Here is a 23258-nt window from a genome sequence, read left to right as displayed (position 1 = left end):
ATCACTACGACGCAGCTCGGCAGGTTGCCGAAAAAATGCATCATCTGTGCTCGCGTGAGCTTCTTGTGAAACACCTCTCGGCCCGCAGTGTCTTGGCCGTGCAGGTGAAAACTGTGTTTACCGAGATAGATACCGATCAGCGCTGACTCACTCATGATGATGGCCTCCGAAAACAAAACACCCTGCGAAAGCGTAGCCCTCGCAGGGTGTGGGGGTGACCATCTCATTAAGCCGCTCGAAAGCGGCTTTTTCGCTGAAGATGAGGCTTACTTCAAGCCGGACATCTTCTGGATAGCGCCTTTCAGATCAGCGTCGGAGCAATCTGCGCAGGTGCCTTTAGGGGGCATTGCGTTGATGCCGGTAATCGCTTTTGCCAGGATGCCGTCAAGGCCGCCCTGGTGATCGGCACGTGCTTTCCAGGCAGCGGTATCACCGATTTTCGGTGCGCCCAGCAGACCCGAGCCGTGGCAAGCATTGCAGTGCTTGGCAATGATCTCGTCCGGCGTTTTCGCTCCACCGCCGCCTGCCGAAGCAGCGACTTCCATCCCTTTGCACTCTTGACCTTGCACACAGACCTGGCCGACTGGTTCAAGGCGTTTAGCAATATCGTCGGTAGTCGCAGCTTGAGCGCTGACTGCCCAAAGGGCCAATACGGTTGCTGGTGCGGCCAGCATTTTCATAATTAGGTTCACGCGTACACCCTCAATGGTGGCTAGTCACGCCCACGGCCACGGTTTCGCAGGCGGGCGCAAGTATAACGGTTAGCCCGCCACACTGAAACAACCCTAAAGTCCAAGGGGTATTAAGTAATGACGAAAAACGGCTCGGGCGGCTCGCAAAACCTCGGCGGGCGCCTCTTTTCTTAAAAATTCGCGGGTGTGGCTGCGCTGATTAGTCGCGCCGGCGCATCAAACGGATTGCGGAAACGGTGTGGCTTGGTGCTTTCAAAATAGTAGCTGTCGCCAGCTTCCAGTACAAAAGTCTCCAGTCCGACCACCAGTTCCAGCCGTCCTTCGAGCAGGATTCCGGTTTCTTCGCCCTCGTGGGTGAGCATCTCTTCACCGGTGTCGGCACCGGGTGGGTAGATCTCGTTGAGGAAGGCGATAGCGCGACTCGGATGGGCCTTGCCGACCAGTTTCATGGTCACGGCACCATCGGAGATATCAATCAGCTCGTTGGCCTTGTAGACAATCTGAGTCGGCTTTTCCTGAAGAATCTCTTCAGAAAAGAACTCGACCATGGACATGGGAATACCGCCAAGCACCTTCCTCAGTGAACTGATGGAGGGGCTGACGCTGTTTTTCTCGATCATCGAAATGGTGCTGTTGGTGACACCCGCACGCTTGGCGAGCTCACGCTGGGAAAGACCTTTCAGTTTACGGATCGATTGCAGTCGTTCACCGACGTCCAATGCATTAGCCTCCCAGGATTCAGATTGTGTGGATAGTGAACGTTATCATGGCGACAGCGTTCAGTATTTACAACACTTGAGCCTGAGTCCTGTTCGGCAAAGCGACTTCCGGTCAGCCCCGCGCCCCGTCAGTCCCCGCTATAGAGCCGTGGCACGCGACGCAGATTGCAGAATATCTGGTAAGGGATGGTGTCGGCGGCCATCGCCACATCACTGGCCAGGATGTTTTTACCCCACAACTCGACCGTCGAACCGAGGCCCGCCTGGGGTACATCGGTCAAATCGATGCAGAGCATGTCCATCGACACCCGGCCCAACAACTGACTGCGCTGCCCGGCCACCAACACGGGCGTACCGGTAGGCGCCTGACGCGGATAACCGTCGGCATACCCCATCGCGACCACGCCGATGCGCATCGGCTTCTGGGTGATGAATCGAGCGCCATAGCCCACGGGCTCGCCAGCGGGCAGTTCGCGCACGCTGATGACTTTCGATTCGAGGGTCATCACAGGCTGCAAACGTGCGGCAACCGGATTGGCCTCCTCGAAGGGTGTCGCGCCATAGAGCATGATGCCCGGGCGCACCCAATCGCTCGGCACCTGCGGCCAGCCGAGCACGGCGGGCGAATTGCGCAAGCTGACCTGCGCCGACAACCCCTGGCGCGCAGCTTCAAACACCGCGACCTGCTCTGCAGCGCTGCTGCTGTTGAGCTCATCCGCACGCGCGAAGTGGCTCATCAGCACAATCTTCGACACCTTGCCGCTGGCCAGCAGGCGCTGATACGCCGCCTGATAATCCGCCGGATGCAGGCCGACCCGGTGCATCCCCGAGTCCAGCTTGAGCCAGACCGTGATTGGCTGGCGCAAGGCGGCTTTCTCGATCGCCTCGAGTTGCCAGAGCGAATGCACCACGCACCAGAAATCATGCTCGACGATCAGCGACAGCTCATCGGCTTCGAAAAAGCCTTCGAGCAGCAACACCGGCGCGCGAATGCCGGCGGCACGCAGCTCCAGGGCTTCTTCGATACAGGCAACGGCAAAACCGTCCGCCTCGGCCTCCAGGGCCTGGGCACAGCGCACCGCACCATGGCCGTAGGCATCGGCCTTGATCACTGCGAGGGCACGAGCCCCCGTGAGTTCGCGGGCCAGTTGATAGTTATGACGCAGGGCTTGAAGATCGATCAGGGCACGGGCAGGACGCATGGCGGCAGACTTCTAGGCGGTCTCGAGAGGAAAAAAACCGGCGCTGACTGGCGGCGTGAACCACCAATAGCACCGGGAGAGGGATCGTTCAAGGCAGAGCGGCCACGACCGACAGCTCGACCAGAATTTCCGGTTCGCACAGTTTGGCTTCAACGGTTGCCCGTGCTGGCGCAACGTTCTTCGGCAGCCAAGTGTCCCAGACACTGTTCATGCCCTGGAAATCAGCATCAATGTCTTTCAGGTAAATCGTCACCGATAACAACCGGGTCTTGTCGGTACCCGCCAGGTCCAGCAAACGCTCGATGTTGGCAAGGGTTTCGCGAGTCTGCTGTTCAATCCCGGCGCTCATATCGTCCCCGACCTGCCCTGCCAGATACACGGTGCCGCTGTGAACCACGATCTGGCTCAAACGCTCATTGGTGAGCTGGCGCTGGATTGCCATGTTTTGCGGACTCCTGAGGGGTGCTGCCATAACGGGAAATATCGAGGCCTTCAGCGCTGATCTGCGGCTTTTTCTTCGCCATCAGGTCAGCCAGCAAGCGGCCGGAGCCACACGCCATGGTCCAGCCGAGCGTGCCGTGACCCGTGTTCAGGAACAGGTTCTTGAACGGGGTGGCACCGACAATCGGCGTACCGTCCGGCGTGGTTGGACGCAATCCGGTCCAGAAACTGGCCTGGGCCAGGTCGCCGCCCTGAGGATAAAGATCGTTGACGATCATCTCCAGCGTTTCGCGTCGACGCGGGTTCAGCGACAGGTCAAAACCGGCTATTTCAGCCATGCCGCCCACACGAATACGGTTGTCGAAACGGGTGATCGCGACCTTGTAGGTCTCGTCGAGGATGGTCGAAGTCGGGGCCATCGCCGGGTTGGTGATCGGCACGGTCAGCGAGTAACCCTTGAGCGGATAAACCGGAGCCTTGATGCCCAGCGGCTTGAGCAACTGCGGCGAGTAACTGCCGAGCGCCAGGACATAACGGTCCGCGGTTTCCAGCTTGCCGTCGATCATCACGCCATTGATCCGGTCGCCGGCGTAGTCGAGGCGTTGAATGTCCTGGCCGAAACGGAACTCCACACCCAGTTGCATGGCCATTTCAGCCAGGCGCGTGGTGAAGATCTGGCAGTCGCCGGTCTGGTCGTTCGGCAGACGCAGGGCGCCGGCGAGAATGTCGGTCACGCTGGCCAGGGCCGGTTCGACGCGGGCAATGCCGGCGCGGTCGAGCAGCTCGAAGGGAACGCCGGACTCCTTGAGCACAGCGATGTCTTTAGCGGCGCCATCGAGCTGTGCCTGGGTGCGGAACAGTTGGGTCGTGCCCAGGCTGCGGCCTTCATAGGCAATACCGGTTTCCGCGCGCAATTCGTCGAGGCAGTCACGGCTGTACTCGGACAGGCGGACCATGCGCTCCTTGTTCACGGCATAACGGCTGGCGGTGCAGTTGCGCAGCATCTGCGCCATCCAGAGGTATTGGTCGATATCGGCGGTGGCCTTGATCGCCAGCGGTGCGTGGCGCTGCAACAGCCATTTGATGGCCTTGAGCGGCACACCCGGCGCAGCCCATGGCGATGCGTAGCCCGGCGAGACCTGCCCGGCGTTGGCGAAACTGGTTTCCATGGCAGCGGCCGGTTGACGATCCACAACCGTCACTTCAAAGCCGGCCCGAGCCAGATAGTAGGCACTGGCGGTACCGATAACGCCGCTACCCAAGACCAGAACGCGCATTTTTTATCCCTCATCGCGGCTTGTCGCCGACGTTTGTTGTGTGCAAGCAATGATGAGCGCAGTTTAAAAAACATTTGCCAGTGCTTTTCACTATATAAGTGCCTATATTTGGCGACAATTCTCGGCAAAATAGCTTTTGACGGAGGCGCATCCCCTATGCGGACCAACACTCAGACCAAACGTGAGCTGGACAAGATCGACCGGAACATCCTGCGCATCCTGCAAGCCGATGGGCGAATCTCGTTCACGGAACTCGGGGAAAAGGTCGGACTGTCGACCACGCCCTGCACGGAGCGGGTGCGCCGCCTGGAGCGCGAAGGGATCATCATGGGCTACAACGCCCGGCTCAACCCGCAGCACCTTAAGGGTAGCCTGCTGGTGTTCGTCGAAATCAGCCTCGACTACAAATCCGGCGATACCTTTGAAGAGTTCCGACGCGCGGTGCTGAAACTGCCCCATGTGCTGGAATGCCACCTGGTCTCAGGGGATTTCGACTACCTGGTGAAGGCGCGGATTTCCGAAATGGCTTCGTACCGCAAACTGTTGGGCGACATCCTGCTCAAGCTGCCCCACGTGCGCGAATCCAAGAGCTATATCGTGATGGAAGAAGTGAAAGAGAGCTTGAGCTTGCCGATTCCGGATTGAACCAAGCTGCATATGCTCGCTCCCACGCAGAGCGTGGGAGCGAGCACATCACACGAGAACCTGCCGGGTGCTGGCCATGTACGCGTGAATCTGTTTCTCGACCCGTGGATGAATCAACTCCACGGGGCCGCGACCATTGGGGCATGGCAAGGTGGGCGTGGTACCGAACAGGCGACAGATCAGTGGCCGCTCTTCGTACACGGTGCAGCCGTCGGGCCCCAGGTGCACGCAGTTCAATTCATCCATCGCCGCATCCTGCTCGGCGCGGGTCTTGCGCGGCAGGCGGGACATTTCTTCCGGCGAAGTCGTCACCGGCCCACAGCAGTCGTGGCAACCGGGGACGCACTCGAACGAAGGGATCTGCTGCCGGAGTGTGCGAACGGTCTGGCGGTTGCAGCTCATCGAAATGAATACCGGAGAAAGTGAACGGGGCGCAATTTTGCCCTAAAAGCCTGACACCAGACAGCACTGGCCGACCAGTGTTGCCCGCGCCGAAAGGTCCGGCTTATGCTCCGTAAAATTTACTCAACACCGAAAACTCAGGATCACCCCCATGCACGCCCGCGTTCAGCAACCTGTTCCGAGCAACCACACCGCCTCCTATTACGCCGCCAGCAGCCTGCCGCAGCCTGATCACCCAGTGCTCCAGGGCCAGTTGTTGGCTGACGTGTGCGTGGTAGGCGGCGGTTTTTCCGGTCTGAACACCGCCATCGAGCTGGCCGAACGCGGCCTCAGCGTGGTGCTGCTCGAGGCCCACAAGATCGGCTGGGGGGCCAGCGGACGCAACGGCGGGCAGCTGATTCGCGGCGTCGGCCATGGCCTGGACCAATTCACTGACGTGATCGGCGCAGACGGCGTTCGCCAGATGAAACTCATGGGCCTGGAAGCGGTGGAGATCGTCCGTCGGCGGGTCGAACAGTTTCAGATTGCCTGCGACCTGACCTGGGGTTACTGCGACCTGGCCAATAAACCGCGAGACCTTGAAGGCTTTGCCGAGGACGCGGCCGAACTGCGTAGCCTCGGCTATCGCTATGAGACCCGACTGCTGCAAGCCCATGAAATGCACAGTGTGGTCGGCTCCGACCGCTATGTCGGCGGCTTGATCGACATGGGCTCCGGACACCTGCACCCGCTGAACCTGGCCCTGGGTGAAGCGGCAGCGGCGCAGCAACTGGGGGTGAAACTGTTCGAACACTCGGCCGTGACCCGCATCGACTATGGCAATGAGGTCCAGGTCCACACGGCACAAGGGGCGGTGCGCGCCAAGACGCTGGTGCTGGGCTGCAACGCCTACCTCAATGATCTGAACCCGGAACTCAGCGGCAAAGTGCTGCCCGCCGGCAGCTACATCATTGCCACCGAACCCTTGAGCGAAGCCCAGGCGCATGCCCTGCTGCCGCAGAACATGGCGGTCTGTGACCAGCGCGTGGCGCTGGACTACTACCGACTCTCAGCTGATCGGCGCTTGCTGTTTGGCGGGGCCTGCCACTATTCAGGCCGCGACCCTTCGGACATCGGCGCTTATATGCGGCCGAAAATGCTTGAGGTGTTCCCGCAACTGGGTGGGGTAAAGATCGATTATCAGTGGGGCGGGATGATCGGCATCGGTGCCAACCGCCTGCCGCAGATAGGCCGGCTCAAAGACCAGCCGAATGTGTATTACGCCCAGGCGTACTCAGGCCATGGCGTCAACGCCACCCACCTGGCCGGCAAGCTGCTGGCCGAAGCCATCAGTGGCCAGCAGGGCGGAGGGTTTGACCTGTTCGCCAAGGTGCCACATATCACCTTCCCCGGCGGCAAGCACTTTCGCTCGCCGCTGTTGGCGCTGGGGATGTTGTGGCACCGGCTTAAAGAGCTGGTCTGATGCTGATTTGGTCGTTCCCACGCACGCGGGAACGATCACACACGGCAACACTTACAACCGCCAGAACGGCTTCAACCCCTCCGCCCGCGCCTGTTCACGGCTCAAGCCCACATCGCGCAACTGCTGCGCCGAGAGCTCCAGCAACACCTTGCGCGTGTGCAGACGATGCCAGAACAGGCCCCAGCGCCCCAGACAGGACGGCGCATTGCGGGCGCGGGCCTCACGCATGCCCTGCTCCTGTCCTGCCGCCAGTTCCTGACTGTGTAACGTCAGCCGCACATCGCTCAAGCCGTTCATTTTCAATGCTCCTGTTTACTTGGGTAGCCAGAGATTCCATGATGCGCGGGCAGGCAAAACCATTACAGATTCAATGAATATGTATTACCTCCATACAGATTTTCTGTTTTAGCGACTGAATCCTGTATTTTTGACCCATCTGTACTGATCCCCGTATCTCTTCACCGAGGCTGCACCATGACGCTTTACGTCAACCTCGCCGAATTGCTCGGCACACGCATCGAACAGGGCTTCTATCGCCCCGGTGACCGACTGCCGTCGGTGCGGGCATTGAGTGTTGAGCACGGGGTCAGCCTGAGCACGGTGCAGCAGGCTTACCGGGTGCTGGAAGACAGCGGGCTGGCGCGACCGAAACCGAAATCCGGCTACTTCGTCCCGGTCGGGCGCGAGCTGCCGGAGTTGCCGGTGGTTGGTCGCCCGGCCCAACGCCCGGTCGACATTTCCCAGTGGGACCTGGTGCTGGAACTGATCCGCGCCGTGCCACGCAAGGACGTCGTGCAACTGGGCCGTGGCATGCCGGACATCACCACGCCAACCATCAAGCCCCTGCTGCGCAGCCTGGCCCGGATCAGCCGACGGCAAGACATGCCTGGCCTGTATTACGACAACATCTACGGCACACTGGAGTTGCGTGAGCAGATCGCACGCCTGATGCTCGACTCCGGCAGCCAATTGAGCGCCAGCGACCTGGTGGTCACCACCGGCTGCCACGAAGCGCTCTCCACCAGCATTCGCGCCATCTGCGAACCGGGGGACATCGTCGCCGTGGACTCGCCAAGCTTTCACGGTGCCATGCAGACACTCAAGGGACTGGGCATGAAAGCCCTGGAGATTCCCACCGACCCGCTTACCGGGATCAGTCTCGATGCGCTGGAACTGGCCTTGGAACAATGGCCGATCAAGGCCATACAGTTGACCCCCAACTGCAACAACCCTTTGGGCTACATCATGCCGGAGTCGCGAAAACGCGCGTTGTTGACGCTCGCACAGCGGTTTGACGTGGCCATCATCGAAGACGATGTGTATGGCGAGCTGGCCTACACCTACCCGCGACCACGCACCATCAAGTCGTTCGACGAAGACGGCCGCGTCTTGCTCTGCAGTTCGTTCTCCAAGACCCTGGCGCCCGGGCTGCGCATCGGCTGGGTCGCACCAGGCCGGTACCTGGAACGGGTGCTGCACATGAAATACATCAGCACCGGCTCGACTGCGGCACAACCCCAGATCGCCATTGCTGAATTCTTGAAAGGCGGTCACTTCGAACCTCATTTGCGGCGGATGCGCGCCCAATACCAACGCAATCGCGACCTGATGCTTGATTGGGTCAGCCGCTACTTCCCGTCCGGCACCCGCGCCAGCCGTCCGCAAGGTAGTTTTATGCTGTGGGTCGAACTACCTGAAGGCTTCGACACCCTGAAGCTCAATCGCGCACTCCTCGAGCAGGGCGTACAGATTGCCGTGGGCAGTATCTTTTCCGCCTCGGGCAAGTACCGCAATTGCCTGCGCATGAACTACTCGGCCAAGCCTACGCCGCAGATTGAAGAGGCGGTGCGCAAGGTCGGGGCTGCAGCAATCAAGTTGCTGGCCGAGAGCCCCGGCGCGGACGTCTGAGTACTGCGCAAGCCGTGCCATACTCCGGGCCTGGCCCTTTTGCAGGAACAACCGACTTGCGCCCCAGACCTGTCCTGCTCCTTGTGTTGCTCCTCACGCTGATGAGTGGCTGCGCCTCGCTCGACGTGGCACGCGAGCCGAGCCAGGCATTGCCAGCGAGCGAGTCCTCGTTTGGCCGCTCGATCCAGGCCCAGGCAGCCGCGTATCAAGGGCGCTCCGGTTTCCGCCTGCTGTCGGACAGCGGCGAAGCCTTCAGCGCACGCGCCGAACTGATCCGCCAGGCCCAGCGTAGCCTCGACCTGCAGTACTACATCGTCCACGACGGCATCAGCACACGACTGCTGGTGAACGAGTTACTCAAGGCGGCTGATCGTGGCGTGCGTATTCGTGTTCTGCTCGACGACACCACCAGCGACGGCCTGGACCAGACCATCGCCACACTGGCCGCTCACCCGAAAATACAGATTCGCCTGTTCAATCCGTTGCATTTGGGCCGCAGCACCGGGGTAACGCGAACCATGGGCCGGCTGTTCAACCTGTCGCTGCAACACCGACGCATGCACAACAAGCTGTGGCTGGCGGACAACAGCGCCGCCATCGTCGGCGGCCGCAACCTGGGTGACGAGTACTTCGATGCCAAGCCCAACCTGAATTTCACCGACATCGACCTGCTGGGCATCGGACCGGTCGCCGAACAACTGGGGCACAGCTTCGACCAGTACTGGAACAGCGCCCTGAGCAAACCCATCGACGGGTTTGTCGCCAACAAGCCCACCGCCAAGGACCTGGCCGACACCCGCTCAAGACTGCAGGCATCCCTGGACGAAAGCCGCCGACAGAACCATTCGCTGTACCAGCAACTGAAGACCTACCAGACAGACCCGCGCCTGGACGCCTGGCGAACCGAGTTGACCTGGGCCTGGAACCAGGCGTTATGGGACGCGCCGAGCAAGGTACTGGCCAAGGGCGAACCGGACCCGCAACTGTTGCTGACCACCCAGCTGGCGCCCGAACTGCAAGGGGCCAGCAAAGAGCTGGTGATGATCTCGGCCTATTTCGTCCCCGGCCCTCCCGGGCTGGTCTACCTGACAGGCCGCGCCGATGCCGGGGTATCGGTGAGCTTGTTGACCAACTCGCTGGAAGCGACCGATGTGCCAGCGGTACACGGCGGCTACGCGCCCTACCGCAAGGCGTTGCTGGAGCACGACGTGCAGCTGTTCGAACTGCGCCGACAACCCGATGACGGTGATGGCAGCGGTCCAGAGTTTTTCCGCAGTGCCTCTTACCCTGGCTCCGACTCCAGCCTGCACAGCAAGGCAATCGTCTTTGACCGGCAGAAATCGTTCATCGGTTCGTTCAACTTCGATCCACGCTCGGTGCTCTGGAATACCGAAGTCGGCGTGCTGGTGGACAGCCCGGAACTCGCCGAGCGTGTACGCGAACTGGCCTTGCAGGGCATGGCGCCGGCCCTGAGTTATCAGGCCCGGCTGGAGAACGGTCAGGTGGTATGGGTGACCGAAGACAATGGCCAGTTGCACACCCTGACCCGCGAGCCGGGGAACTGGTGGCGGCGTTTCAATGCCTGGTTCAGCAACACCGTTGGCCTGGAGCGCATGCTCTAGGCCGGCTCGACCACCTCACCAAAAGCCCCCTGGCGCAACAACAGGACGATCAACCCGAACGCCCCCGCCGCCATCAGCCACGGCAAGGCGTGCCCACTGATCCATTGGCTGCCGGCGCCCGCTGCGAGCGGACCGATCAGGCAGCCGATCCCCCACAGTTGCGCGATGTGGGCGTTGGCTCGCACCAACGCATCATCGCGATAACGTTCGCCGATCAGAATCAGCGACAGAGTGAACAAGCCACCGGCACTGGCCCCAAACAGCACCCACAACGGCCAGATCAGCAAGGTGTCGATCAATAGCGGGATCGCCAGGCTCGACAGCAACAGAATCACCGCACAGCCGGCAAACAATGTGCGCCGGGATACCCGATCCGCCAACGCGCCGATGGGTAACTGCAACAAGGCATCGCCGACCACCACGGTGCTGACCATCGCCAAGGCGATTTCAGCGGTGAATCCCTGTCGCAGGCAGTACACCGGCAACAAGGTCAGAATCATCGCCTCGAAGGCCGCGAACAACGACACCGCCCAGGCAATCGCCGGCAAGCCACGGCAGAAACCCAGCAGGTCGCTGAACGTGACACTGCAGGCTTCGCTGCTGGGCGCCCCGCTACGCCCCAGCAGCAACAGCGGCGACACCACCAGCAAGGCAACGCCCACCCAGAACCCGAAATCGTTCTCCGTGCCCAGCATGCCCAGCAAGACTGGCCCGGACAGTTGGCTCAAGGCATAACTGCTGCCGTACAGCGCCACCAATCGACCACGCCACTGCTCCACCACCAACTGGTTGATCCAGCTCTCGCCGAGGATGAATACGATGGTCAGGATGACTCCTATCATCAGCCGCAACACCAGCCACACCGGGTAACTAGGCATCAACGCCAGCAAACCGATGGACACCGCCCCAGCCCACAGGCACAGACGCATCAGATTCGCCGTCCCCAGGCGCGCCGCCAGGTGGCTGGACACCTTGGCACCGAGCAGCACGCCAATCGCCGGCATCGCCGCCATCACACCGATAGCAAATGAGCCGTAACCCCAGCTTTCAAGGCGCAACGACACCAGCGGCATGCTGACACCCAGGGCCAGGCCGACACTCAGGACAGACGCCAACACGGCGAAATAAGTCGCCCAACGCATTTTCCACGCTCCTGTGGATATTTTATGCACAGCACAAATCAATGCGGGAGCGAGCCTGCTCGCGATGGGGGTGCAACATTCAACACTGACGTCGACTGTCATACCGCTATCGCGAGCAAACTCGCTCCCACAGGGGAACTGCGTCGTTCAGGGAGCCTGGCTCAGAACAGGCTCCCTGAAAGGCTTACAGCTTGATCCAGGTCGCCTTCAGCTCGGTGTACTTGTCGAATGCGTGCAGCGACTTGTCACGGCCGTTGCCCGACTGCTTGAAGCCACCAAAGGGGGCGGTCATGTCGCCACCATCGTACTGGTTGATCCACACGCTACCGGCACGCAGCGCCTTGGCCGTCAGGTGCGCCTTGGAAATGTCCTGGGTCCACACTGCGGCAGCCAGACCATAAGGCGTATCGTTGGCGATCTGAACCGCTTCTTCGGCGCTGTCGAAGGTAATCACCGACAGCACCGGGCCGAAGATCTCTTCCTGAGCGATCTTCATCGCGTTGCTCACACCGTCGAAAATCGTTGGCTCAACGTACGTGCCACCGGTCTCCTGAAGGATGCGCTTGCCGCCCGCAACCAACTTGGCGCCATCGGCGTGACCCGCTTCGATATAGGACAGCACGGTGTTCATTTGCTGGGTATCGACCAGCGCACCGACGTTGGTGACCGGATCCAGCGGGTTGCCCGGTTTCCAGGCTTTCAGGGCCTCGATCACCAGTGGCAGGAAGCGGTCCTTGATCGAGCGTTCCACCAGGAGACGGGAGCCGGCCGTGCAGACCTCGCCCTGGTTGAATGCAATGGCACTGGCAGCGGATTCAGCCGCCGCTTGCAGGTCCGGCGCATCGGCGAACACGATGTTCGGGCTCTTGCCGCCGGCTTCGAGCCAAACGCGCTTCATGTTCGATTCGCCAGAGTAGATCATCAACTGCTTGGCGATCTTGGTCGAGCCAGTGAACACCAGGGTGTCGACGTCCATGTGCAGGGCCAGTGCCTTGCCAACCGTGTGACCGTACCCTGGCAGTACGTTCAGCACGCCTTTCGGGATACCGGCTTCAACGGCCAACGCTGCAATACGGATGGCGGTCAGCGGAGATTTTTCGGACGGCTTGAGGATCACCGAGTTACCGGTGGACAACGCCGGGCCCAGCTTCCAACAGGCCATCATCAGCGGGAAATTCCACGGCACGATTGCGCTGACCACACCCACCGGCTCACGGGTCACCAGACCCAGTTGGTCGTGAGGGGTCGCCGCCACTTCGTCGTAGATCTTGTCGATGGCTTCGCCGCTCCAGCTCAGCGCCTGAGCCGCGCCCGGAACGTCGATGTACAGGGAGTCGCTGATCGGCTTGCCCATGTCCAGGGTTTCAAGCAACGCCAGCTCTTCGGCATGCTGCTTGAGCAGGCCAGCGAAACGGATCATGGTGGATTTGCGCTTGGCTGGGGCCAGGCGCGACCAGACACCTGAATTGAAGGTGGCGCGGGCGTTTTCCACGGCGCGCTGGGCGTCGGCGGCGTCGCAGCTGGCGATCTTGCCCAGCAGGCGGCCATCGACCGGGCTGATGCACTCGAAGGTCTCGCCGGAGACCGCATGGGTGTATTCGCCATTGATATAGGCGCGGCCTTCAATGTTCAGGTCGCGGGCACGTTGTTCCCAGTCGGCACGAGTCAGGGTGGTCATACGAGTGTCCTCCTCTTATTGAATACGAGCGCCACGCGGCTACGCAGGCACTGTCAGGAAATGGGCCCGGCCAGCCTTCAAATCGGCCCTAGGCACCCACCACCCTAAACCAGCCACGCCTCTAGTTTCAATATATTTGACACAAGGCTGGCAAACGGCCTTGCGATGTTCATTTTAATAAACATAGACTCGGGGCTTTTCAACCACTCGCGTCGCAATCACGGGGGATTACAACAATGAGCATCCAGGACATCGTCGACTTCAGCCAGGCCACCACCGCCGCCGAACGCTATCGCCCGGAGGCAGCCAAAGTGCTCAAGGGCGACCCGGAGCAAACCGTCTACAACCACTACAACAGCCCCTGTGGCCAGCTTAACGCCGGCGTCTGGGAAGGCGAAGTCGGGCAGTGGACCGTGAACTTCACCGAACACGAATACTGCGAAATCGTGCAGGGCGTTTCGGTACTGCGCGACAGCGACGGCAACGCCAAGACCCTGCGCACCGGCGATCGCTTCGTCATTCCGGCCGGATTCAAAGGCACCTGGGAGGTGCTGGAGACGTGCCGCAAGATCTACGTGGCGTTCGAACAAAAGGCCTGAGGCCTTTTCAAGCCACAACGAAAAAGGCCCGTATCTCGCGATACGGGCCTTTTTCTTAAGAGAGAAAAATCAATTACTTGATTTTGCCTTCTTTGTAGATCACGTGCTTGCGAACAACCGGATCAAATTTCTTGATCTCGATTTTGTCCGGAGTAGTACGCTTGTTTTTGTCGGTAGTGTAGAAGTGACCAGTACCGGCGCTCGAAATCAAACGAATCAATTCACGCATGATTAGCTCCCTTAAACCTTGCCATCGCGGCGAAGTTCGGCCAGCACGACAGTGATGCCACGCTTGTCGATGATACGCATGCCTTTGGCAGATACGCGCAGACGCACAAAACGTTTCTCTTCTTCAACCCAGAAGCGGTGATGCTGCAGGTTCGGCAGGAAACGACGACGGGTTTTGTTGTTTGCGTGGGAAATGTTATTCCCAGTCACCGGACCCTTACCGGTAACTTGACAGACTCTAGACATGCCTCAGCCCTCTAAAACCACATGCCCAACCCGGCATGGGTTGGCCGCTTAATCTCTCAGTCATTTGGCGCCAGGCGCCGCGTTTCTTTAAGGGTCTTACCGGCTACACCTACAGTGAAGGAACCGGGCCCCTAGAAAAGAGCGCTGCTTTATACCAGAAAGACCCGGTAGCAACAACTATCGGTGTGAAGAGACTTTTCAAAAACCCCGAATTCCGGGCGCCAGATGCCTTGGACAAAGGCTATCAATGCCAGCAACCGCTCGTCGCCGAGCGTCGACTTGCGTGCCAACACGGACACCAGGCCCCGGTCACTTTACCCGGATTCGTCCTCCGCGGAGCGCCGCCCAAGGCAAATTCCCGAAAAAAAAACGCCTGCCGCCCCCCTCCCCGCCAAACAAAAGCACCCGCCAACCTGCCACAAAATGCAAAAGGGGATAGTCATTTGCAGGCGAGGTCACTAGGGTAAGCCTTTTCCAGACTGCACTCGCAGATGGGCCTTCGATCTGCACAGGAATCCACACATGCGCCTCGCTGCCCTACCGCTGTTGCTCGCCCCACTCTTGCTGAGCCCGCTGGCCCAGGCTGCCACCCTGAGCGTCTGCACGGAGGCCAGCCCGGAGGGGTTCGATGTCGTTCAATACAACTCGCTGACCACTACCAACGCCTCGGCGGATGTGCTGATGAATCGCCTGGTGGACTTCGACACAGCCAGCGGCAAAGTGGTCCCCAGCCTGGCGGACAGCTGGGAAGTATCGGCCGACGGCCTGTCCTACGTCTTCAAATTGCACCCCCAGGTGAAATTCCACCGCACCGACTACTTCAGCCCGAGCCGCGACCTGACGGCGGGAGACGTGAAATTCAGTTTTGAGCGCATGCTGGATCCGGCCAACCCATGGCACTCCATCGCCCAAAGCGGCTTCCCCCATGCCCAATCGATGCAACTGCCGGCGCTGATCAAGAAAATCGACGCGCTGGACCCGCTGACCGTGCGCTTCACCCTGGACCACCCCGACTCGACGTTCCTCGCCACGCTGAGCATGGGCTTTGCCTCGATCTACCCCGCGGAGTATGCCGATCAACTGCTCAAGGCCGGCACGCCCGAGAAACTCAACAGCCAGCCCATTGGCACTGGCCCGTTCATTTTCGGGAGATTCCAGAAAGACGCGTCGATTCGCTACAAAGCCAACCGCGACTACTTTGCTGGCAAGCCCGGGGTAGACACCCTGGTATTCGCCATCACCCCGGACGCCAACGTGCGGCTGCAGAAGCTACGGCGCAATGAATGCCAGATCGCCCTGTCGCCCAAGCCCCTGGATGTACAGGCCACCGCCCAGGAGCCGAGCCTCAAGGTCGAGAGTACACCCGCCTTCATGACGGCATTCGTGGCCATCAACAGCCAGCATCCGCCTCTGGACAAGCCCGAAGTGCGCCAGGCGATCAACCTGGCCTTCGACAAGGCCAGCTACCTCAAAGCCGTGTTCGAAGACACCGCGCAAGCCGCCAACGGCCCCTACCCGCCTAACACATGGAGCTACGCCAAGGACCTGCCAGGCTATCCGAAAGACCTGGCCAAGGCTCGCTCGCTGATGGCCAAGGCCGGTCTCAAGAACGGGTTCAAAACGACCATCTGGACGCGTCCGTCCGGCAGCCTGCTCAACCCCAACCCAAGCCTTGGCGCCCAGTTGTTGCAGGCTGACCTTGCGGAAATAGGCATTCAGGCGGAAATCCGGGTGATTGAATGGGGCGAGCTGATTCGCCGCGCCAAGGCCGGCGAACACGACCTGCTGTTCATGGGCTGGGCTGGCGACAATGGCGACCCGGATAACTTCCTCACGCCGCAGTTCTCCTGCGCGGCCGTCAAGTCCGGAACCAACTTCGCTCGCTACTGCGACCAGGGCCTGGACAAGCTGATCAACGCCGGCAAGACCACCACCGAACAAGGCGTGCGCAGCAAGCTCTACGAGCAAGCCCAGGCGCAGATCCAGCAACAGGCCCTGTGGCTGCCGCTGGCCCACCCGACCGCCTTCGCGCTGACGCGCAAGGACGTTCAGGGCTATCAGGTCAGCCCGTTCGGACGCCAGGATTATTCGAAGATCAGCTTCAAGCCATAAGCGGCACGCGGCAAGCTCAAAGCAGTACGCATGCTGCTCTGGCTTGCCGCTTGTAGCTTGTAACTTGCAACTGCTGTTTCACATCCACCCATATTCGGCCATCGACAGTGGGTCCCCATCGCCCACAATGAAGTGATCGAGCACCCGCACATCGATCATCCCCAGCACCTCCTGCAGGAGCTTGGTCAGCACCCTGTCAGCTTGGCTCGGCTCGACATGCCCTGACGGATGGTTGTGGCACAGGATCACAGCGGCAGCATTGTGCGCCAGCGCGCGCTTGACCACCTGCCGCGGATGGACACTGGTGGTGTCGATCGAACCGCGAAACAGTGTCTCGAATGCCAGGACCCGGTGCTTGGAATCAAGAAACAGGCAGCCAAACACCTCATGAGGCTCATGCCGCAGCATGGCCTTGAGGTAGTTGCGTACCTCGATCGGGCTTTTGAGCACCGAATCACGCCGCAGATGCTCCGCCAAATGTCGTCGCGCCATTTCCAGGACCGCCTGCAACTGGGCAAACTTCGCCGGCCCCAGCCCGAGCTGGCGACCGAACGTTTGCTGGTCCGCCTCCAGCAACGTACGCAGGCCACCGAATTGCTGCAGCAGGTGCCGCGCCAGGTCCACCGCGCTTTTCCCGGCGACCCCGGTGCGTAGAAAGATGGCCAGCAGTTCGGCATCCGAAAGACTCGCCGAACCCTGCTCCAGAAGCTTCTCCCGCGGCCGCTCCGCCGCCGGCCAGTCACGAATGCTCATAGCACCTCCATGTGTGTGGGCGCCGCTGTTCCGTAGCGGTCGCTGTGATATCGTAGCCCATCTTTTTTGCGGGCGATTTCACCCTGGGGAGGGGGTTTCGCCACGTATGTCACCAACGAATTGAAAGGCAGACCTATGCAGCGGCTGTATCGGAAACGCATCGTTCTGGGCGTCGGCGGCGGCATTGCTGCCTACAAGAGCGCCGAGCTGGTTCGTCGCCTGATCGACCAGGGCGCGGAAGTGCGGGTGGTCATGACCCGAGGCGGCAGCGAGTTCATCACCCCGCTGACCATGCAGGCCCTCTCCGGGCACCCGGTACACCTGGACCTGCTGGACCCCGCGGCCGAAGCCGCCATGGGCCACATCGAGCTGGCCAAATGGGCCGACCTGGTGCTGATTGCCCCAGCCACCGCCGACGTGATCGCGCGCCTGGCCCAAGGCATCGCCAATGACCTGTTGACCACCTTGGTACTGGCCACCGATGCCACCGTGGCGCTGGCGCCCGCCATGAACCAGGGCATGTGGCGTGATCCAGCAACCCAGGCCAACACCCAACTGCTCGAAAGCCGAGGCTTCAAGGTCTTCGGCCCGGCCTCCGGCAGCCAGGCCTGCGGCGACGTCGGCATGGGCCGCATGATGGAGGCCGATGACCTGGCGCAGTGCGCCGCCGATTGCTTCCAGCACTTGGCGCTGACTGGCAAACACGTGCTGATCACCGCTGGCCCGACCCAGGAAAACATCGACCCGGTACGCTACATCACCAACCACAGCTCCGGAAAAATGGGCTTTGCCCTGGCCGAAGCCGCGGTTGAAGCCGGCGCCCGCGTGACCTTGATCACAGGCCCCGTGCACCTGCCGACACCGGATCGCGTTACCCGCATCGACGTGGTCAGCGCCCGCGACATGCTGGCCGCCTGCGAGGCCGCGATCCCCTGCGACCTGTTCATCGCATCCGCTGCGGTTGCTGACTACCGCCCGGAAGTCGTCGCGCCACAAAAACTCAAGAAAGATCCTACGACCGGTGACGGCTTTGTGCTGCAAATGGTGCGCAATCCAGACATTCTGGCCACCATTGCCACTCGCCCTGACCGCCCGTTCAGTGTCGGCTTCGCCGCCGAAACCGAACACTTGCTCGACTACGCCGCACGCAAGCTCAAGGACAAGAACCTTGATCTGATCGTTGCCAACGACGTCGCCAACCCGAGCATTGGCTTCAACAGCGAGGAAAACGCCTGCAGCGTGATCGATCGTGAGTTGCACGCCACCCTTTTCGCCCAGACCAGCAAAGGCAAGATTGCCCGCCAGCTGATCACTTTTATCGCCGAACGTCTGAACCAGGTTTAACTCGTATGCACGCTTTGCAAGCCAAGATCCTCGACCCACGCATCGGCAGCGAATTCCCGCTGCCCCAGTACGCCACCCCAGGCTCCGCCGGCCTTGACCTGCGGGCCATGCTGGAGCAGGACACCGTCATCAAGCCGGGCGAAACCCTGCTGATCCCCACTGGTCTGTCGGTGTACATCGGCGATCCGGGCTTGGCCGCGCTGATCCTGCCGCGCTCTGGCCTGGGCCACAAACACGGCATCGTGCTGGGTAATCTGGTCGGCCTGATCGATTCCGATTACCAGGGCCCGCTGATGGTGTCGTGCTGGAACCGTGGCCAGACCGACTTCAACATCGTGGTCGGTGAACGCCTGGCCCAGTTGGTGCTGGTGCCGGTGGTGCAGGCGCACTTCGAACTGGTTGAAGAGTTCGACGAAACCCAGCGTGGAGCAGGTGGTTTCGGTCATTCCGGCAGCCACTGATAACACCCGCGCCGAGACCGGCGCTCCTGCCCGGTCTCGGCACTTTGCTTTGCATTTCAGGATGAACATTGCGCTGACGGCAACTGAACGATTTAACGAGCGATATCAAGGCCTTAGACGACGTTTCAAGCAACAAGCCACCCTGTATGGCATTTGCACAGCACGAACTCTCTGCCCCAAACGTCGTCATACCCTTCAGTTTGAACCCGCCGCCGAACTGCTCGCCGGCCCGTCCAGCAACCTTTGAGTTGGAGCTATCCCAGTATGAACAACGCAACCCGCATCGCCCCCACGTTCCCCGACAGCATCTTTCGCGCCTACGATATCCGTGGCGTGGTCCCGCACACCCTGACCGCTGAAACCGCCTACTGGATCGGTCGCGCCATTGGCGCCCAGACCCTGGCCCAGGGTGAGCCGAACATCAGCGTCGGCCGCGACGGTCGCCTGTCGGGTCCGGAGCTTGTCGAGCAACTGATCCAGGGCCTGGCAGATAGCGGGTGCCACGTCAGCGACGTCGGCCTGGTACCAACACCGGCGCTCTACTACGCCGCCAACGTACTGGCCGGCAAATCCGGCGTAATGCTCACCGGTAGCCACAACCCATCGGACTACAACGGTTTTAAAATCGTCATCGCGGGCGACACACTGGCCAACGAACAGATTCAGGCCCTGCATGAGCGCCTGAAAACCAACAACCTGACCAGCGGTCAGGGCAGCATCACCCAGGTCGAAATCCTTGATCGTTACACCACTGAAATCGTCCAGGACATCAAGCTCGCTCGTCGCCTGAAAGTAGTGGTCGATTGCGGGAACGGCGCAGCCGGCGTTATCGCCCCTCAACTGATCGAAGCCCTGAACTGCGAAGTCATCCCGCTGTTCTGCGAAGTCGACGGCAATTTCCCGAATCACCATCCGGATCCGGGCAAACCTGAGAACCTGGTGGACCTGATCGCCAAGGTCAAGGAAACCAACGCCGATCTGGGCCTGGCGTTCGACGGCGACGGTGATCGTGTCGGCGTCATCACCAACACCGGCGACATTGTCTTCCCGGACCGCCTGCTGATGCTGTTCGCCAAGGACGTCGTGGCACGCAACCCGGACGCGGAGATCATCTTCGACGTCAAATGCACCCGCCGCCTGATCCCGCTGATCAAGGAGTATGGCGGTCGCCCACTGATGTGGAAGACCGGTCATTCGTTGATCAAAAAGAAAATGAAGCAAAGCGGCGCCCTGCTTGCCGGCGAAATGAGCGGGCACATCTTCTTCAAGGAACGCTGGTTCGGTTTCGACGACGGTATCTACAGCGCCGCGCGCCTGCTGGAGATCCTGAGCAAGGAGAAATCCAGCGCACAGGAGCTGTTCGAGACCTTCCCGAACGATATTTCCACGCCGGAAATCAATATCCATGTGACCGAAGAGAGCAAATTCAGCATCATTGATGCACTGCATGACGCTCAATGGGGCGAAGGTGCCGACCTGACCACCATTGACGGTGTGCGCGTCGACTATGCCAAAGGTTGGGGCCTGGTTCGCGCCTCCAACACCACACCGGTGCTGGTCCTGCGATTCGAGGCCGACAACGACGCCGAACTGCAGCGCATCAAGGACGTATTCCACGCCCAGTTGAAACGTGTTGCACCTGACCTCCAACTACCATTTTGATTTTTTGAAGCGCCTTTTATTGAAGTGCCGGAGCCCTGAATGACCCTCGAACGCGAAGCCGCCGCCAACACCGCCAAGGTCCTGTCCGAAGCGCTGCCTTACATTCGCCGCTACGTCGGCAAGACACTGGTGATCAAGTACGGCGGCAACGCGATGGAAAGCGAGGAGCTGAAGACCGGCTTTGCCCGCGACATCGTGATGATGAAAGCCGTCGGCATCAACCCGGTGGTGGTTCACGGTGGCGGTCCGCAAATCGGCGACCTGCTCAAGCGACTGTCGATCGAGAGTCATTTCATCGATGGCATGCGCGTCACGGACGCACAGACCATGGATGTGGTGGAGATGGTCCTCGGCGGCCAGGTGAACAAAGACATCGTCAACCTGATCAACCGTCATGGCGGCAGCGCCATCGGCCTGACCGGCAAGGACGCCGAGCTGATTCGCGCCAAGAAGCTCACCGTCACCCGCCAGACGCCGGAGATGACCCAACCGGAAATCATCGACATCGGGCAGGTGGGCGAAGTGGTCGGCATCAACACCGACTTGCTTAACCTGCTGGTCAAAGGTGACTTCATCCCGGTGATCGCGCCGATCGGCGTTGGCGCCAACGGCGAATCGTACAACATCAACGCCGACCTGGTGGCCGGCAAGGTCGCCGAAGCCCTGAAGGCCGAGAAGCTGATGCTGCTGACCAACATCGCCGGCCTGATGGACAAGTCCGGACAAGTCCTGACCGGACTGACCACCCAGCAGGTCGACGAGCTGATCGCCGACGGCACCATCTATGGCGGCATGCTGCCCAAGATCCGCTGCGCACTGGAAGCGGTGCAAGGCGGCGTGGGCAGCTCGCTGATCATCGACGGCCGGGTACCCAATGCGATCCTTCTGGAAATCTTCACCGACACCGGTGTGGGCACCCTGATCAGCAATCGCAAGCGTCCTTAAGCAACACCCATAAAAAAGACCCCGCTCAGCCTGGCTGAGCGGGGTCTTTTTTTGCCTGCGGTCCTTGTAGGAGCGAGCTTGCTCGCGAAAAACGTCAACGATAACGCGGGGCGCCTGACAAAAAGCGGCGCTCTGACGTCCATCGCGAGCAAGCCCGCTCCTACAGGGAGGTGTATCAGACGCCGAACTGGGCGCGATAGGCTTCTACTGCTGGCAAGTGCTGCTTGAGCTGAGGATCATCGGCTAGGAATTCCAGGACCTGATTCAGCGAAACAATACTGATGACCGGAATACCAAAGTCGCGCTCCACTTCCTGGATCGCCGACAACTCGCCATTGCCGCGCTCCTGGCGGTTCAGGGCGATCAACACGCCGGCGGCCTTGGCGCCATCCTGGGAAGCGATGATCTGCATCACTTCACGGATTGCGGTGCCCGCGGTGATCACGTCGTCGATGATCAGCACGTCGCCAGTCAGCGGCGCGCCCACCAGGCTGCCGCCTTCGCCGTGGGCCTTGGCTTCCTTGCGGTTGAAGCACCACGGCAGGTCACGGTCATGGTGCTCGGCCAGGGCCACGGCGGTGGTCGCCGCCAACGGGATGCCCTTGTACGCCGGGCCAAACAGCACGTCGAAGGCAATACCGCTCTCGGCGATGGCGGCCGCGTAGAAACGACCCAGCTGTGCCAAGGCACTGCCTGAGTTGAACAGGCCGGCATTGAAGAAGTAAGGGCTGGTACGTCCGGACTTCAGGGTGAACTCACCGAAGCGCAAAACGCCGCGATCGATGGCAAAACGAATGAAATCGCGCTGATACGCTTGCATAAAAAAAACCCCAAATACCACGGATTTAGCTAATTAGCTTGACGCCGTGTATCATACACGCACGCGATTTTTGGGGCCATTTATGCGGATCATCAGTGTGAACGTCAATGGTATTCAGGCGGCAGTCGAGCGTGGTTTGCTCAGTTGGCTGCAAGCACAGAATGCCGACGTCATCTGCCTGCAGGACACCCGCGCCTCCGCCTTTGAACTGGACGATCCAGCCTTCCAACTGGATGGCTACTTCCTTTATGCCTGCGATGCCGAAGTCCCCGCCCAAGGTGGCGTGGCTTTGTATTCGCGGTTGCAACCGAAGGCTGTCATCAGCGGTCTCGGCTTCGAGACGGCCGACCGCTACGGGCGCTACCTGCAAGCCGATTTCGATAAGGTCAGCATCGCGACCTTGCTGCTCCCTTCGGGGCAGAATGGCGATGAAGACTTGAACCAGAAGTTCAAGCTAATGGACGACTTCGCCCGTTATCTGGATAAACAGCGACGCAAACGTCGCGAGTACATTTATTGTGGCTCGCTGTACGTGGCGCAACAGAAGCTGGATATCAAGAACTGGCGCGACAGCCAGCAATCCCCAGGCTTCCTGGCGCCTGAGCGCGCCTGGATGGACGAGATTGTGGGCAACATGGGGTATGTCGACGCCCTGCGCGAAGTCAGCCGTGAAGGCGACCAGTACAGCTGGTGGCCAGATAACGAACAGGCTGAGATGCTCAACCTGGGCTGGCGTTTCGACTACCAGTTGCTGACCCCGGGCCTGCGCCGCTTTGTTCGCAGCGCTCGCCTGCCACGTCAGCCGCGGTTCTCGCAGCACGCGCCGTTGATCGTGGACTACGACTGGACGCTGACGATCTAAGCGTTTTTTCGCAGACACAAGAAAGCCGGCATCGCT

23 protein-coding genes and 2 pseudogenes are annotated in these 23258 nt (G+C 60.6%); 11 read left to right on the top strand and 14 right to left on the bottom strand.

Annotated elements, in window-relative coordinates:
- The 6 genes and pseudogenes from CKW07_RS17865 to dadA all read right to left on the bottom strand — a co-directional run.
- Positions 1 to 155, bottom strand: a pseudogene (locus CKW07_RS17865) (IS110 family transposase); the annotation flags it as partial.
- Positions 156 to 266: 111 nt separating this feature from the next.
- The gene (locus CKW07_RS17860; protein ID WP_095146323.1) at positions 267 to 680 is read right to left on the bottom strand and encodes a cytochrome c5 family protein; all 414 of its coding nucleotides are present in this window, start codon (positions 678 to 680) and stop codon (positions 267 to 269) included.
- A gap of 182 nt (positions 681 to 862) precedes the next feature.
- A complete protein-coding gene (locus CKW07_RS17855) occupies positions 863 to 1411 on the bottom strand; it encodes a cupin domain-containing protein (RefSeq protein WP_019694258.1) in 549 nt (182 codons plus the stop codon).
- 128 nt (positions 1412 to 1539) lie between these two features.
- Positions 1540 to 2613 (bottom strand): alanine racemase, encoded by a 1074-nt coding sequence (gene alr / locus CKW07_RS17850; RefSeq protein WP_095146322.1) that lies wholly within the window; start codon positions 2611 to 2613, stop codon positions 1540 to 1542.
- Positions 2614 to 2701: 88 nt separating this feature from the next.
- Entirely contained in the window at positions 2702 to 3055 is a 354-nt protein-coding gene (locus CKW07_RS17845; protein WP_095081966.1) for a RidA family protein, read from the bottom strand.
- Positions 3027 to 4331 (bottom strand): D-amino acid dehydrogenase, encoded by a 1305-nt coding sequence (gene dadA / locus CKW07_RS17840; RefSeq protein ID WP_095146321.1) that lies wholly within the window; start codon positions 4329 to 4331, stop codon positions 3027 to 3029. The genes CKW07_RS17845 and dadA overlap by 29 nt, the downstream gene beginning before the upstream one ends.
- 156 nt (positions 4332 to 4487) lie before the next feature.
- Between dadA and CKW07_RS17835 the strand changes: the two genes are divergently transcribed.
- On the top strand, positions 4488 to 4976 hold the full coding sequence (locus CKW07_RS17835) for an Lrp/AsnC ligand binding domain-containing protein (protein ID WP_003177284.1): 489 nt from the start codon (positions 4488 to 4490) through the stop codon (positions 4974 to 4976).
- Between the two features lie 48 nt (positions 4977 to 5024).
- Here the strand turns inward: CKW07_RS17835 and CKW07_RS17830 are convergent, their stop codons facing one another.
- Positions 5025 to 5378 (bottom strand): YkgJ family cysteine cluster protein, encoded by a 354-nt coding sequence (locus tag CKW07_RS17830; protein WP_095081970.1) that lies wholly within the window; start codon positions 5376 to 5378, stop codon positions 5025 to 5027.
- A gap of 151 nt (positions 5379 to 5529) precedes the next feature.
- Here CKW07_RS17830 and CKW07_RS17825 point away from each other — a divergent pair, with 151 nt between their 5' ends.
- Positions 5530 to 6840 carry an FAD-binding oxidoreductase gene (locus tag CKW07_RS17825; RefSeq protein ID WP_095146320.1) on the top strand — a complete coding sequence of 437 codons (1311 nt, stop codon included), beginning with the start codon at positions 5530 to 5532 and terminating at the stop codon, positions 6838 to 6840.
- 51 nt (positions 6841 to 6891) lie between these two features.
- Here the strand turns inward: CKW07_RS17825 and CKW07_RS17820 are convergent, their stop codons facing one another.
- Positions 6892 to 7137: a DUF1127 domain-containing protein gene (locus CKW07_RS17820; protein ID WP_095146319.1), complete on the bottom strand. Its 246-nt coding sequence runs from the start codon at positions 7135 to 7137 to the stop codon at positions 6892 to 6894.
- Between the two features lie 177 nt (positions 7138 to 7314).
- Between CKW07_RS17820 and CKW07_RS17815 the strand changes: the two genes are divergently transcribed.
- Together CKW07_RS17815 and CKW07_RS17810 are read left to right on the top strand one after the other, a co-directional pair.
- Positions 7315 to 8748 (top strand): PLP-dependent aminotransferase family protein, encoded by a 1434-nt coding sequence (locus CKW07_RS17815; RefSeq protein ID WP_095146318.1) that lies wholly within the window; start codon positions 7315 to 7317, stop codon positions 8746 to 8748.
- A 101-nt stretch (positions 8749 to 8849) separates the two neighbouring features.
- Positions 8850 to 10370, top strand: coding sequence for a phospholipase D family protein (locus CKW07_RS17810; protein ID WP_095146326.1), 1521 nt, complete (start codon positions 8850 to 8852; stop codon positions 10368 to 10370).
- On the opposite strand, the gene CKW07_RS17805 is transcribed toward CKW07_RS17810, so the two are convergent.
- Together CKW07_RS17805 and CKW07_RS17795 are read right to left on the bottom strand one after the other, a co-directional pair.
- A complete protein-coding gene (locus CKW07_RS17805) occupies positions 10367 to 11512 on the bottom strand; it encodes an MFS transporter (protein WP_095146317.1) in 1146 nt (381 codons plus the stop codon). The two genes, CKW07_RS17810 and CKW07_RS17805, sit on opposite strands and share 4 nt — an antisense overlap.
- 184 nt (positions 11513 to 11696) lie before the next feature.
- The gene (locus CKW07_RS17795; RefSeq protein ID WP_095146316.1) at positions 11697 to 13190 is read right to left on the bottom strand and encodes an aldehyde dehydrogenase; all 1494 of its coding nucleotides are present in this window, start codon (positions 13188 to 13190) and stop codon (positions 11697 to 11699) included.
- A 236-nt stretch (positions 13191 to 13426) separates the two neighbouring features.
- On the opposite strand from CKW07_RS17795, the gene CKW07_RS17790 reads away from it, so the two are divergent.
- Complete coding sequence (locus CKW07_RS17790) at positions 13427 to 13789, top strand: cupin domain-containing protein (protein WP_095146315.1); 363 nt, start codon at positions 13427 to 13429, stop codon at positions 13787 to 13789.
- Between the two features lie 73 nt (positions 13790 to 13862).
- Here the strand turns inward: CKW07_RS17790 and rpmG are convergent, their stop codons facing one another.
- Both rpmG and rpmB read right to left on the bottom strand, forming a co-directional pair.
- Positions 13863 to 14018 carry a 50S ribosomal protein L33 gene (gene rpmG / locus CKW07_RS17785; RefSeq protein WP_007894709.1) on the bottom strand — a complete coding sequence of 52 codons (156 nt, stop codon included), beginning with the start codon at positions 14016 to 14018 and terminating at the stop codon, positions 13863 to 13865.
- 11 nt (positions 14019 to 14029) lie between these two features.
- Complete coding sequence (gene rpmB / locus CKW07_RS17780; protein WP_007975166.1) at positions 14030 to 14263, bottom strand: 50S ribosomal protein L28; 234 nt, start codon at positions 14261 to 14263, stop codon at positions 14030 to 14032.
- Positions 14264 to 14785: 522 nt separating this feature from the next.
- Here rpmB and CKW07_RS17775 point away from each other — a divergent pair.
- Entirely contained in the window at positions 14786 to 16375 is a 1590-nt protein-coding gene (locus tag CKW07_RS17775) for an ABC transporter substrate-binding protein (protein ID WP_095146314.1), read from the top strand.
- A 78-nt stretch (positions 16376 to 16453) separates the two neighbouring features.
- Here CKW07_RS17775 and radC read toward each other — a convergent pair whose 3' ends face one another.
- Entirely contained in the window at positions 16454 to 17128 is a 675-nt protein-coding gene (radC, locus tag CKW07_RS17770) for a DNA repair protein RadC (protein ID WP_095146313.1), read from the bottom strand.
- A 135-nt stretch (positions 17129 to 17263) separates the two neighbouring features.
- Here radC and coaBC point away from each other — a divergent pair, with 135 nt between their 5' ends.
- The 4 genes and pseudogenes from coaBC to argB all read left to right on the top strand — a co-directional run bounded on the left by coaBC (position 17264) and on the right by argB (position 21540).
- Positions 17264 to 18472 (top strand): bifunctional phosphopantothenoylcysteine decarboxylase/phosphopantothenate--cysteine ligase CoaBC, encoded by a 1209-nt coding sequence (gene coaBC, locus CKW07_RS17765; RefSeq protein ID WP_095146312.1) that lies wholly within the window; start codon positions 17264 to 17266, stop codon positions 18470 to 18472.
- A 5-nt stretch (positions 18473 to 18477) separates the two neighbouring features.
- Entirely contained in the window at positions 18478 to 18933 is a 456-nt protein-coding gene (gene dut / locus CKW07_RS17760) for a dUTP diphosphatase (RefSeq protein WP_095146311.1), read from the top strand.
- 273 nt (positions 18934 to 19206) lie between these two features.
- A pseudogene (locus tag CKW07_RS17755) lies at positions 19207 to 20595 on the top strand (phosphomannomutase/phosphoglucomutase); the annotation flags it as partial.
- A gap of 39 nt (positions 20596 to 20634) precedes the next feature.
- On the top strand, positions 20635 to 21540 hold the full coding sequence (argB, locus tag CKW07_RS17750; protein WP_095081999.1) for an acetylglutamate kinase: 906 nt from the start codon (positions 20635 to 20637) through the stop codon (positions 21538 to 21540).
- A 175-nt stretch (positions 21541 to 21715) separates the two neighbouring features.
- Here the strand turns inward: argB and pyrE are convergent, their stop codons facing one another.
- Positions 21716 to 22360, bottom strand: a complete 645-nt coding sequence (pyrE, locus tag CKW07_RS17745) for an orotate phosphoribosyltransferase (RefSeq protein WP_095081295.1) — start codon at positions 22358 to 22360, stop codon at positions 21716 to 21718.
- 82 nt (positions 22361 to 22442) lie between these two features.
- On the opposite strand from pyrE, the gene CKW07_RS17740 reads away from it, so the two are divergent.
- The gene (locus tag CKW07_RS17740) at positions 22443 to 23222 is read left to right on the top strand and encodes an exodeoxyribonuclease III (RefSeq protein ID WP_003176915.1); all 780 of its coding nucleotides are present in this window, start codon (positions 22443 to 22445) and stop codon (positions 23220 to 23222) included.
- Positions 23223 to 23258: the final 36 nt, after the last annotated feature.

The sequence above is a fragment of the Pseudomonas sp. Irchel s3b6 genome, from assembly GCF_900187415.1.
In the GTDB taxonomy this organism is placed as follows: Bacteria; Pseudomonadota; Gammaproteobacteria; order Pseudomonadales; family Pseudomonadaceae; genus Aquipseudomonas.
Note: the sequence above shows the minus strand (reverse complement) of the source record. Positions and strands in the feature narration are given on the sequence as shown.